The organism is uncultured Citricoccus sp. (assembly GCF_937871995.1).
Taxonomy (GTDB): domain Bacteria; phylum Actinomycetota; class Actinomycetes; order Actinomycetales; family Micrococcaceae; genus Citricoccus.
On sequence record NZ_CALMQR010000080.1, the window covers coordinates 1 to 11,197 of the forward strand.

10 protein-coding genes, 1 pseudogene and 3 riboswitches are annotated in these 11,197 nt (G+C 71.9%); of the genes and pseudogenes, 7 read left to right on the forward strand and 4 right to left on the reverse strand.

Annotated features, from left to right (window positions below; genetic code table 11):
- On the forward strand, positions 1-806 hold an 806-nt coding region (locus Q0283_RS10130), incomplete at its 5' end, for a LysR substrate-binding domain-containing protein (RefSeq protein ID WP_298044457.1).
- Between the two features lie 73 nt (positions 807-879).
- Positions 880-1,224 (forward strand): annotated as a pseudogene (locus Q0283_RS17630) (DUF3237 family protein).
- A gap of 89 nt (positions 1,225-1,313) precedes the next feature.
- Here the strand turns inward: Q0283_RS17630 and Q0283_RS10140 are convergent.
- The 3 genes from Q0283_RS10140 to Q0283_RS10150 form a co-directional block, all read right to left on the reverse strand.
- The gene (locus Q0283_RS10140) at positions 1,314-2,198 is read right to left on the reverse strand and encodes an ABC transporter permease (RefSeq protein WP_183529565.1); all 885 of its coding nucleotides are present in this window, start codon (positions 2,196-2,198) and stop codon (positions 1,314-1,316) included.
- Complete coding sequence (locus Q0283_RS10145; RefSeq protein ID WP_298044458.1) at positions 2,195-3,211, reverse strand: aliphatic sulfonate ABC transporter substrate-binding protein; 1,017 nt, start codon at positions 3,209-3,211, stop codon at positions 2,195-2,197. Before Q0283_RS10145 ends, Q0283_RS10140 begins: the two co-directional genes overlap by 4 nt.
- Before the next feature lie 145 nt (positions 3,212-3,356).
- Positions 3,357-4,220, reverse strand: a complete 864-nt coding sequence (locus Q0283_RS10150) for an ABC transporter ATP-binding protein (RefSeq protein ID WP_298044459.1) — start codon at positions 4,218-4,220, stop codon at positions 3,357-3,359.
- Positions 4,221-4,315: riboswitch (SAM riboswitch) on the reverse strand.
- A gap of 116 nt (positions 4,316-4,431) precedes the next feature.
- A riboswitch (SAM riboswitch) is annotated at positions 4,432-4,526 on the forward strand.
- A 5-nt stretch (positions 4,527-4,531) separates the two neighbouring features.
- On the opposite strand from Q0283_RS10150, the gene Q0283_RS10155 reads away from it, so the two are divergent.
- The 5 genes from Q0283_RS10155 (at position 4,532) to Q0283_RS10175 (ending at position 10,467) form a co-directional block, all read left to right on the forward strand.
- The gene (locus tag Q0283_RS10155) at positions 4,532-5,872 is read left to right on the forward strand and encodes an acyl-CoA dehydrogenase family protein (RefSeq protein ID WP_298044460.1); all 1,341 of its coding nucleotides are present in this window, start codon (positions 4,532-4,534) and stop codon (positions 5,870-5,872) included.
- A gap of 105 nt (positions 5,873-5,977) precedes the next feature.
- Positions 5,978-7,306, forward strand: a complete 1,329-nt coding sequence (locus Q0283_RS10160; RefSeq protein WP_298044461.1) for a hypothetical protein — start codon at positions 5,978-5,980, stop codon at positions 7,304-7,306.
- 136 nt (positions 7,307-7,442) lie between these two features.
- Complete coding sequence (locus Q0283_RS10165; RefSeq protein ID WP_183529549.1) at positions 7,443-8,048, forward strand: sigma-70 family RNA polymerase sigma factor; 606 nt, start codon at positions 7,443-7,445, stop codon at positions 8,046-8,048.
- On the forward strand, positions 8,048-8,845 hold the full coding sequence (locus Q0283_RS10170) for an anti-sigma factor (RefSeq protein ID WP_183529547.1): 798 nt from the start codon (positions 8,048-8,050) through the stop codon (positions 8,843-8,845). Before Q0283_RS10165 ends, Q0283_RS10170 begins: the two co-directional genes overlap by 1 nt.
- A gap of 58 nt (positions 8,846-8,903) precedes the next feature.
- Positions 8,904-9,005, forward strand: a riboswitch (SAM riboswitch).
- Between the two features lie 10 nt (positions 9,006-9,015).
- Positions 9,016-10,467: an LLM class flavin-dependent oxidoreductase gene (locus tag Q0283_RS10175; protein WP_255459749.1), complete on the forward strand. Its 1,452-nt coding sequence runs from the start codon at positions 9,016-9,018 to the stop codon at positions 10,465-10,467.
- 98 nt (positions 10,468-10,565) lie between these two features.
- Here Q0283_RS10175 and Q0283_RS10180 read toward each other — a convergent pair whose 3' ends face one another.
- Complete coding sequence (locus tag Q0283_RS10180) at positions 10,566-11,054, reverse strand: YtxH domain-containing protein (protein ID WP_298044465.1); 489 nt, start codon at positions 11,052-11,054, stop codon at positions 10,566-10,568.
- Positions 11,055-11,197 lie beyond the last annotated feature (143 nt).

Below are 11,197 nucleotides of genomic sequence, written 5' to 3' on the forward strand. Positions count from 1 at the left end.
GGGCCGCGTCTATGGCCGTGGCGGATCTGGAAAAGGCCGTCGGGGTCACCCTGTTGGTGCGCAGCCGTTCCAGAAAAGTGGCCCCCACTGCGGCAGGGGTGGAGTTCGCCGCCCACGCACGAACCGTCCTGGAACAGGTCGAGGAGGCCCAGGAAGCCGTGCGCGACCAGGGCGGCGCCATCCGGGGCCTGTTGCGGGTGGGGGTGAGCCTGACCATGTCGCCGCGTGTGGTGCCCCCGCTGATCGAGCACTTCACCACGGAACATCCCCTCGTGGAGCTGAGCTTCGTCGAAGGCGCGCCGGACGCGCTGCAGGAACAGTTGCGGGCTGGCCGCCTGGACCTGGCCCTGCTCTACTCCTGGCAGACGGACCCGGACCTGGAACAAATCCAGATCGCCTCGGTACGTCTGCATGTGATGTTGCCGGCGGGCCATCGCCTCGCGGACCAGGACTCGGTGTGGCTGCGTGACATTGTGGACGAGCCGGCCGTGTTGCTGGACGTCCCACCCACCGCAGAACGGATGATCACCACCGTGGAATCGGCAGGACTGGCCATCCAAGTGGGATGGCGCAGCGCGAACATGGACACCATCCGCACCATTGTGGGCCGAGGCCTGGGGTATTCCTTCGCCAACAGCATCCCCGCCACCGGTGCCACCTTCGACGGACACAAGGTCGTCTACAAGCCGGTCGCCGACAAGACCCCCGCCAACGCCATCATGGCCGTGGTGCCAGCCGGGCAGAAACTACCCCGGCGGGTCAAGGTCGCCATCAACGCCCTCAAGACCACCGAACCACAACGCTGAATGGACCATCACGACGACTCATCCGCCTCGAGACCCCGCCGCAACCGCGGCTGGGGCGCCGGCGCCATCACCCCTGAAGCACGTTCTCAGCACCGACGTGGACGTTGATCCGCCCATCGGCATCAGAAGGACCGTGGACGGTGTGCGCCGCGTCGTCCCCATCCGGGGCGGACGCGCCCACGGTCCCCATATCACCGGCAGCGTGCTCAATGCGGGAGCCGATTTCCAGTAGTACCCCACCGGCGACCCTGAAGACCTGCGGAGGTTGGTGGCCGGAGAAGCCGTCGGTCCGGCCGGCATCTACTTCCGCTGTGTACCCCGGCTGACCGCCGAGGGGGACGGCCCGTACGGATGGATGAACCGCACCTTGTTCACCAGGGGTTCTTCAGGGAAACGGGATGCACGGGGGGCATCCTAGGGCCCGCGGGCGAACGCCAGGTGACCGGTTGAGGGACCAGCCCGGTGACCAGTCAGGCGGGCCGGTGACCCCGGACGCCCCGGGCCGGCCTAGGACCAGCGCCGCACCGCCCACTTCTCCACCAGGCCCAGGACGGCGTCCGTGACCTTGCCGATCACGGCCAGCAGCACGATCGCCAGGATCAGCCGGTCGGTGCGCCCGTTGTTCTGCGAGTCGGTGAGCAGGAAGCCCAGGCCCATGGAGGAGGCGATGAGCTCGGCGGCCACCAGGAACAGCCATGCCTGGGCCAGGGCCAGGCGCAGTCCCGAGAACACCGAGGGGATCACGGCCGGCAGCTGGACGGTGCGCAGCAGGCGCAGGCCGTGATAGCCGAAGGCCCGGCCGGCCTCCACCAGGTGCGGGTCCACGTGCTTCAGTGCCGAGTAGACGTTCGTGAAGATGGGGAAGAACGCCCCGATCGCGATGAGCGTGATCTTCGAGTCCTCGCCGATCCCCATCCACAGGATCAGCAGCGGCACCCACGCCAGGGACGGCACGGCGCGGATGGCCCCGGTGAGCGGGGAGAACAGGGCATCCGCCCACCGGGACAGTCCCAGCACGGAACCGACGAGCAGGCCCAGCACGCCGCCGATCGCGAAGCCGATCAGCACCCGCTGCACGGAGATGGCGATGTGGTGCCACAGGGGGCCGTCCGCCGCCAGCTGGACGCCCGCCTGCACCACGGAGGCCGGCGAGGGCAGCTGCACCGGGGAGAACAGTCCGGCCTCGGTCACCGCCCACCACAACGCCACGAGCAGTACCGGCACCAGGAGGCCGACGGCGGCGCGGCCGGCCGCGGTGCCCAGGGCTCCGCGGGCGCGCGGCGTCCCGGGGCCGGAACCGGCCGGTGCCGCACGCCGGTTCCGTTCGCCCGCGGCCAGGTCCGCCGGGGCCGAGGCCGGGGTGACGGTGTTCGGGGACGCGGGGGTACTCACTGCGTGGCCTTCTCGGCGTAGGAGGGCTCGAGCAGCTCGGCCAGCGCGGCGTCCACGTTCTCCTGGCTGGCGACGTCACCGGTCTCCACCAGGATGGGGCCGACCCTCTCGAGCACGTCGAGCTGGGCCTGCCCGGGGACCGGGTCCACGTCCAGGTTGGAGCGCTCCTGGATGACGGTGGTGGCCACGTCCTCCTCGAGGCCGGCGACCTCGGCGAGGATCGCGGCGGTCTCCTCGGGGTTCTCCAGCGCCCAGGCGCGCGCCTTCTCGTAGACGTCCAGCACGGCCTGGGCCAGCTCGGGGGACTTCTCGAGGAAGGACTCGGTGGCGTTGAGGAAGCCGTACGTGTTGAAGTCCACGTTGCGGTAGAACAGCTCGGCGCCCTCGGCCTCGGCACCGGCCATGATCGGGTCCAGTCCGGACCAGGCGTCCACGGAGCCGTTGGCCAGGGCGGAGTTGCCGTCGGCGTGCTGCAGGTTCTGGACGGTGACCTCGGAGGGGTCCACTCCGGCCTCCTCGAGGGCCTGGATGAGGAAGAAGTACGGGTCCGTGCCCTTGGTGGCGGCCACGTTCTTGCCCACCAGGTCGGTGACCTCCGTGATGCCCGAGTCGGCGGTGGTGACCAGGGCCGCCCACTCCGGCTGGGAGTAGAGGCCGATCGTCTTGATCTCGGTGCCGTTGGCGCGGGCCAGCAGGGCCGCGGAGCCGGCGGTGGAGCCGACGTCGACGGCCTCCGCGCGCAGCGCCTCATTGGCCTTGTTGGACCCCGCGGACTGGACCCAGTTGACGGTGACGCCCTCGTCGGAGAGCTCCTCCTCCAGCCAGCCCTTCTCCTTGATGACCAGGGAGAGCGGGTTGTAGGTGGCGAAGTCGATGTCCAGGGTCTTGGCACCGCCAGCCGGGGCACCGGCCTCGGCGGCGTCACCGCCCGAACCCTCCCCGGCCACGCACCCGGTGAGGGCGAGGGCGGAGACGGCGAGGACCGCGGCGGAGAGCGTGAGTCGGGAGCGCATGGTGGTGCCTTTCAGGACAGGGGATCGCACGGGGGCGGGGAGGGTGGAACAAGAGGGGCGGAAGGGTCGAGCAGGGGGCGGTCCGGGGACAGTGGGCGCCGGTCAGAGTCGGCGGGGCGGTGCCGCCGGTGCGGCACCGGAGCGGTCAGTGCCGGTGGGCGTCGACGCCGAGGCCGTCGAGCAGCTCCGAGCGCAGCGCGGCCAGCTCGGCTGAGCTGCGGGGGCGCGGACGCGTCCCGGGCACGGTGAGGACCTTGCGGGCGGTGGCCCCGGCAGCGGCGCCGGGATCCTTGCCGAGCAGCAGGATGCGGTCGGCCAGCTGCAGTGCCTCGTCCACGTCGTGGGTGACCAGCAGGATGGTGGTGGCCGTGCGGGCGTGGATGTCCAGGAGCAGGTCCTGCATCTTCAGCCGGGTCAGCGCGTCGAGGGCGCCGAACGGTTCGTCCAGCAGCAGGACGCCGGGGCGCCGGGCCAGTGCCCGGGCCAGCGAGGTCCGCTGGGCCATGCCGCCGGAGACCTCGCGGGGCCGGTGATCGGCGTGGGCGCCCAGCCCGACGAGATCGAGCAGCTCGTCCACGCGCTTCCGGCCCTCGCTGCGGCCCGTGCCGTGCGGCAGGCCCAGGGCCACGTTCTGGTGCAGGGTGCGCCAGGGCATCAGGCGCGGTTCCTGGAAGCCGACGGCGGTGCGTGGGTCATGGGCGGTGACCGGCTCGCCGCCGATGAGGATGTCCCCGGAGTTGCCGGTGTCCAGTCCGCCGGCGGCCCGCAGCAGGGTGGACTTGCCGCAACCGGAGGCGCCGAGGATGGCCAGCACCTCGCCGGGTTCCACGGTCAGGGTGATGTCCCGCAACACGGCCCGGGGGCCCTCGGCGGTGGGGAACGCGCGGCCGACGCCGCGGAACTCCACCGCAAGGCTCTCCGGTGCGTCCGGGGCGGTGGCGGCGCCCCGGGCCCGCGCGGGGGCGCGGCCGGCAGGGCTCAGTTCGGCAAGGGCAGTCATGGTGATCACTCTCCATCGCTTCTGGCATGAGCACCCTTGCCCGGTGAAGCGGAGGGTTGCTGCGGCGTCACGGAGCCAGATCTCTCGGCCGCTCTGGATGGTTGCGCGTCCAGTCAATCAGGTCGTGGGGGAGTCCTGTCAATCCGGCACCGGAACGGCGTTCGACACAAAACGTCACATCGTGGCGGACCGGGGTGCCGGGGCTGTTCCCATGGAGCCATAGCCATCCAGAGCGGCCGAGAGACCCGGATCGACGACGCCGCAGCAACCCGCCCTTGACAGGGGACCGGGTGCTACCGCCGGGACCGATGGGAGATTCCATGACCTCGACCGTGCACGCCACCACCTACCAGGACCTGGCCGGGCGGTTCGCCCCCGCCCTCCAGGACATCGCCCGAGGGGAACCGGCCCGGGAGGCCGGCCGTCACCTGCCCTTCGCCGCTCTCGAGCAGCTCCGTGCGGTGGGGATCGGCACGCTCACCGTCCCGGTGGAGGCCGGGGGCTCCGGTGCCGGGCAGGAGGACATGCTGCGCCTGCTGATGGACCTCGCCGCGGTGGACGCGAACACGGCGCACCTGGTCCGTAGCCACCTCAGCTTCGTCGAGCACGTCCTCGCCCAGCCGGACGAGGCCCTGCGCACGAGGTGGCTGGAACGGGTGGCGGACGGCGAACTGGCCGGCAGCGCGCTGTCCGAGGCCCGCGGGCCGGCGCTGGGCGAGATGGACACGACCGTCTCCCGGGACGAGGGCGGCCAGCTGCGGATCAGCGGCCGCAAGTACTACACCACCGGCAGCATCTTCGCCACGTGGACCCTGGCGACGGCCCGCCTCGACGACGCCGTTCCCCTGCCCGGGCGCCGTCGCGGCGGTTCCCGGCAGAACCTGGCGTCCGGTGCCCCCGGAGGCTCCCCGGGCTCCGCGCGGCTGGCGCTCGCCGTCGTGAGGGTCCGTCAACCGCGGACGCTCGTCAAGGACGACTGGGACGGGTTCGGCCAGCGGCTGACCGGTACCGGCACGGTCGAGTTCGACCGGGCCGGCGTCGAGGAGCTGCTGGCGCTGCCACCGGCCGACGGGCACGTGCCGCTGCACCACGAGGCCACCCTGATGGCCCTGCTCGCCGGGGTCGGGCGGGCCGCGCTGAGGGACGGGGTCGACCAGACGAAGCGCCGGCGCCGGTCACCGAACACCGCGGGCGGGCTCACCCCGCGGGAGGACGACCAGCTCCTGGGGATCATCGGCGAGCTGTCCGCCCAGCAGGCCACCGCCGAGGAACTGGTCCGTGCCGCCGGACGTGACCTGGACGCGGCGCTGGCGCTCGCGGCCGCGGGGCGCGACACCCAGGGCGGGCGAGCCGCCGTCGGGGCGGACGCGGGCGATGACGGCGGCGACGACGGTGCTGCCGCCGAGGCCCTGCAACGCGCCGCCCTGACGGCCCATCGGGCGCACGTGATGGTGCCCCGGCTCGTCCTGGACACCTGCACGCGCATCTTCGACACCCTCGGCGCCTCCGCCACGAGCACCGAGCTGCAGCTGGACCGGCACTGGCGCAACGCACGGACCCTGGCCAGCCACGACCCGGCGGTCTTCATGGCCCGCATGGTGGGCGACTGGGAGGTCAACGGCACCGCGCCGGTGCCCTACCTGTCCACAGGCACGGCCTGAGGGGGCTTTCCGGACCTCGCGACGAGAATTTCCACGCCGGACCCATCCGGCCCGGCACCTGCTCCGAACACCAGACGTCAACGCTGGATCGACCAAGGAGCAGTCATGACCACGAACACCACGAAGAAGTCCGCGGCCGTCCTCGGCACCATTGCCCTCGCCCTGTCCCTCGCCGCCTGCGGCGCCGGAGGGGACGCAGGCGCGCAACCGGACCAGTCCACCGCCTCGGCGTCGATGTCCGCCTCGCCCTCGGCCTCCGCGAACACGTCCGGGGGCATGGAGGGCGGTGCGTCGGAGGACATGCCGATGCCGGCCTCCACCGGTGACCCGTTCGCCGACGCCCGGACCGCCGCGGCCCACATGCCCAAGACCGCCGAGACCCTGGCCACCGGATTCGCCACCGCGGCAGACGTGGGGGGAGACCCCTCCTCCGACGCGGCGACCGTGCGAGCCACCTTGACGGCACAACTGCAGGAGCACGTCTACCTGGCCGGGATGACGGTGGCCACGGCCTACGCCACCGAACTCGACAGCCCGGAGACCGAACTGGCCTCCGCCGCCCTGGACGAGAACTCCCAGGAGCTGGCAGCCACCATCGAGGCCGCCTCGGACGCGGAGACCTCGGAGGCGTTCCTGCAGCTGTGGCGCGAGCACATCGGCTACTTCGTGGACTACGCCGCGGCCGCCAAGGGTGGGGACGCGGCCGCCAAGGAGCAGGCGATGGCGGACCTCGAGGGGTACACGCAGGAAGCCGGCTCGTTCTTCGAGAAGCTCACGGGCGGCGAGCTGCCGGCCGGGGCCGTCACGGAGTCCCTGCACGGCCATGTGGACACCCTCACCATGGCCATCGACGGCCTCGCAGCCGGCGACCCGGCCGCCTACGACGACCTGCGGATGGCCGCGCACCACGTCGGCGAGGCGGCGGCCACCATCTCCGGTGGCGTCGTCACGGCCACCGGGATGGAAGGCGACCCGATGGACGACGCCGCCACGCTGCGGGCTCAGCTCACCTACGACCTGCAGGAGCACGTCTACCTCGCCGGGATCGCCGTGTTCACCGCCTACACCGCACAGGGTGGCACCGACTCGGAGGCCTTCACCGCGGCGGCCGCCACCCTGGACACCAATTCGAAGGCCCTCGCCGAGAAGATCGGCTCGCTGGCCGGCGAGGAGCAGGGCACGGCGTTCCTGGAACTGTGGCGTGAGCACATCGGGTTCTTCGTGGACTATGCGCAGGCCCGGGCCGGTGGGGACACCGAGGCCGCCGAGCAGGCCCTGATGGACCTGGACGGATACCGCCCGCAGGCCGGGGAGTTCTTCGAGGAGATCAGCGGTGGAGAACTGCCGGCCGCGGACATCGCCGAGGGGCTGGGCATGCACGTGGAGACGCTCTCCGGGGCCATCGACTCGATGGCGGAGGCCCTCGTCCCGTGACCGGTCCGGGCCGGTGACCGGCGCACGGCGTCCCGGTTGCCCCCAGGGGCATCCCGGGACGCCGCGGTCGAACCAGCGCCACGCCGATCCTGGCCTCGCCTCGCACGGGGGAGCAGGGCGCGGATACGCTGGCCGGATGACGCGCGACGCCGGACCGGGGACCACGCCCCCAGGCCCGCGCCCGCGGACCGGGGCCGGTGAGGACCAGTTGGTGGACCACCTCCGGCGCAGCGCCCAGGGGGATCAGCAGGCCTTCGCCGCCTTCTACGACGCCGTCGCCCCGCGTGCGTATGGCCTGGCCCTGCGCGTGGTGCGGGACCGGGACCTGGCGGCTGACGTCACCCAGGAGGCCCTGCTGGACGCCTGGCGTGGCGCCGGGGGGTACCGCCGCGAGCGGGGATCGGTGATCGGCTGGGTCTGCTCGATCACCCACCGGCGGGCCGTGGACCTGGTGCGATCCACCCAGTCCCGACGCGACCGGGAGCTCCGGGCAGGCGCGGCATCCTTTGGCCGGGACCACGACGACGTCTCCGAGGCGGTGACCGACGCCGAGGACCGGGGCCGGGTGGCCGACTGCCTGGGTGCGCTGACGGCCCTGGAACACGAGGCCGTCACGGCCGCATACTACGGCGGGCTCTCGTACCGAGAGGTCGCCGACCGGCTCGGGGCCAAGCTCGCCACCGTGAAATCACGGATGCGCACCGGCCTGCACCGACTACTGGACTGCCTGGGGGTGGAGTGATGGCCGACGAACGGGAACTGCTCGCCGCCTGGGCCCTTAATGCCGTGGACGAGGCCGAGCGGCGCCGGATCGAGGAGCGATTGCGCGTCGACCCCGTCCTGCGGGCCGAGGCCGACGCCCTGCTGCGGGCCACGGACGGTCTGGGCACCCGCGAGAACGCGGCGCCGCCTGCCGGGCTGAGGGACCGCGTCCTGGGCGCCGTCGACGCCGAGGCCAGGTCCCTCCGGTCCGCACACACCGGGGTGCGTCCCGAGGCGACGTCCGCCGGTGCCGCCACCGCGGGATCGCAGGATCCGGACGCGCCCACCAGCCTGCGGGACCAGCGGGAACGACGCTGGCCCGGCCGCCGTCGGGCCTGGACCGCGGTGGCCGCCACTGCGGCGGCGGCCGCGACCGCCGCAGTGCTGCTCCTCGCCCAGCCGTGGCAGGACGGGGGCCTGACGCAGCAGGACCAGGTGGTGGCCATCGAACAGGTACTCGGACAGGACGGAGCCCGTCAGGAGACGGCACCCGTGGCGGGCGGCGGCACAGTCGAGGTCGCGCGGGCCCCCTCGGGCGAGACCGTGGTGGCCGCCCGGGGCCTTGCTGCCCCGGAGGGTGACCGCGTCTACCAATTGTGGACCCTCGAGGGCGATCAGTCGCCCCGGTCCGCGGGGCTCCTGGAACTCGACGACGGTCTGGCCCTCGTCCGGCTGCCCGAGGTGCCGGCCAGGGCGGCGCTGGCCCTCACCCTCGAGCCCGCCGGGGGATCGCCGGCCCCCACCACGGATCCTGTCGTGGTGGTGGCCGCGGGCTGACGTCACCGGAGGACACCGGATTCGTCCCGGCCCCGGACGGTGTGCTCCAATTGCCCGGTAACCATCCAGAGCGGCCGAGAGACCTGGCTCGTCGACGCCGCAGCAACCACCACGCGCCCCCGGGGCGCGGGACCGGTGCTACCGCCAGGACCGATGGAAGGAGCATCACCATGACGTCATCGAATGCCCAGAACACCACCGCCGGACTGCCCGCAGGGGTGCCGACCACCCCCGCCGGCCGGCGCGAGATCCTCTTCAACGCCTTCGACATGAACTGCGTGGCCCACCAGTCCCCCGGCCTGTGGCGCCACCCGGACGACCACGCCCGCGACTACAACACCCTGGGCTACTGGACGGGGCTGGCCCAGACGCTGGAGAAGGGGCTGTTCGACGGCATCTTCATCGCCGACGTCCTGGGTCCCTACGACGTCTACGGCAGCTCGGACGAGGCCACCCTGAAGGCCGGCACCCAGGTGCCCACCAACGACCCGATCCTTGTGGTCCCGCCGATGGCCGCCGTGACCAAGCACCTCACCTTCGGCGTCACCGCGGGCACCGCCTACGAGCACCCGTACGCCTTCGCACGCCGCCTGGCCACGCTGGACCACCTCACCGAGGGCCGCGTGGGCTGGAACGTCGTGACGGGCTACCTGCCCTCGGCCGCCCGGAACTTCGGGCACGAGGACCAGATGGAGCACGACGAGCGCTACAACCACGCCGACGAGTACCTCGACGTGGTCTACAAGCTGCTCGAGGGCTCGTGGGAGGACGACGCGGTCGTCAACGACAAGGAGTCGGGCGTCTTCATCGACCCGTCCAAGGTCCACCGCATCGAGCACGAGGGCACGTACTTCAAGACCCCCGGCATCGCCTTCACCGAGCCGTCCAAGCAGCGCACCCCCGTGATCTACCAGGCCGGCGCCTCCACGCGCGGCCGGGCCTTCGCCGGCAAGCACGCCGAGGCCGTGTTCATCAACTCGCCCACGGCCGAACTGATCAAGGGCACCGCGGCGAAGCTCCGCCGGGCCGCCGTCGAGGCCGGCCGCGATCCGTACGACCTCCGCATCATGTCCATGCAGACCATCGTCACGGGTGCCACCGACGAGGAGGCACAGGCCAAGTACGAGGAGCTCACGAAGTACATCGACGTCGAGGGCGGCCTCGTGCTGATGAGCGGCTGGATGGGCATCGACCTGTCCCAGTTCGACCTCGACGAGCCGCTGGGCGACGTGGAGTCCAACGCCATCCAGTCCACCATCGAGACCTTCAAGAAGGCCTCGGGGGACGACGGCAACCCGTGGACGGTGCGGCGCATCGCCGAGTGGTGCGGCGTGGGCGGGTTCGGCCCGGTCATCATCGGCTCCGGCGAGACCGTGGCGAGGGAACTGGTCCGCATCCAGGACGAGACCGATGTGGACGGGTTCAACCTCGCCTACCACATCACCCCGGGCACCTTCGAGGACATCGTGCAGTACGTGGTCCCGGAACTGCAGAAGCTGGGCCGCTACAAGACCGAGTACACCGAGGGCACCATGCGCCACAAGCTGTTCGGCCGGGGTGACCACCTGCCCCAGAACCACTACGGGGCCTCCTTCGCACTGCGCAACCGCGTGCAGGCCTGACCACCGGGCCCCCGGATCACCAGGGCCCGACGACGAGAAGACCCCGGTTCGCTGGGCGGGAACCGGGGTCTTCTCCTGTCATGCGGGAGGCGGGACGCTCAGTAGCGGTCCGGTCCGCTGCCTCCGGAGGTCTGGGACGGACCGGGGGTCGGAGTGCCGCCCTGCTGGCCGGTGCCGGATGTCCCCTCGGACTCCTTGACGGCGGTGTCGTAGGACGTGCCGGCCGAGGCGTGCTTGCCGCCGGAGTCCTGGGAGGTGGTACCCGCCCGGTCGGCCAGGCCCTGGGTGGCGGCGGTCGCCTTGTCCGCGACGGCGTGGGCTGCGGCACTGGCCTTGTCCGCCACGCCGGGAGCGCGGTCCCGGATCGAGTCAGCGGCCTTGTCGGCCAGTCCGGTGGCCTTGTCCGCCACGCCCGGGGCCTTGTCCTTCACGGTGGAGGCAGCCTTGTGGACCTGCTCCTGGGTCTTGGGGTCGTTCCAGAGCTTCTGCGCGTTCTTCGCGAACTTGTCGAGGTTCTGGCGGCCTTCGCGGCTCCCCAGCAGATAGCCGATCGCCGCGCCGACGCCCAGGGTGATCAATCGCTTCATCGTGTCTCCTTCGTGGCGGGTCCCGCCGGTTGGGTGATGCCTCGAGTCTTCACCCGCGCCGCCGGACGGTCAAACACTTCCCAGCCAGTTCCCAGACTCCGGTGCCCGCAGACGCCGGCGGCCGGCGCGAAATGCGCCAATCC

What these genes read in the sequence shown, in the direction of transcription:
- Q0283_RS10175 (WP_255459749.1), top strand. Translation starts at nt 9,016, where the DNA reads ATGACGTCATCGAATGCCCAGAACACCACCGCCGGACTGCCCGCAGGG.
- Q0283_RS10160 (WP_298044461.1), top strand. Translation starts at nt 5,978, where the DNA reads ATGACCACGAACACCACGAAGAAGTCCGCGGCCGTCCTCGGCACCATT.
- Q0283_RS10180 (WP_298044465.1), bottom strand. Translation starts at nt 11,054, where the DNA reads ATGAAGCGATTGATCACCCTGGGCGTCGGCGCGGCGATCGGCTATCTG.
- Q0283_RS10170 (WP_183529547.1), top strand. Translation starts at nt 8,048, where the DNA reads ATGGCCGACGAACGGGAACTGCTCGCCGCCTGGGCCCTTAATGCCGTG.
- Q0283_RS10155 (WP_298044460.1), top strand. Translation starts at nt 4,532, where the DNA reads ATGACCTCGACCGTGCACGCCACCACCTACCAGGACCTGGCCGGGCGG.
- Q0283_RS10145 (WP_298044458.1), bottom strand. Translation starts at nt 3,211, where the DNA reads ATGCGCTCCCGACTCACGCTCTCCGCCGCGGTCCTCGCCGTCTCCGCC.
- Q0283_RS10165 (WP_183529549.1), top strand. Translation starts at nt 7,443, where the DNA reads ATGACGCGCGACGCCGGACCGGGGACCACGCCCCCAGGCCCGCGCCCG.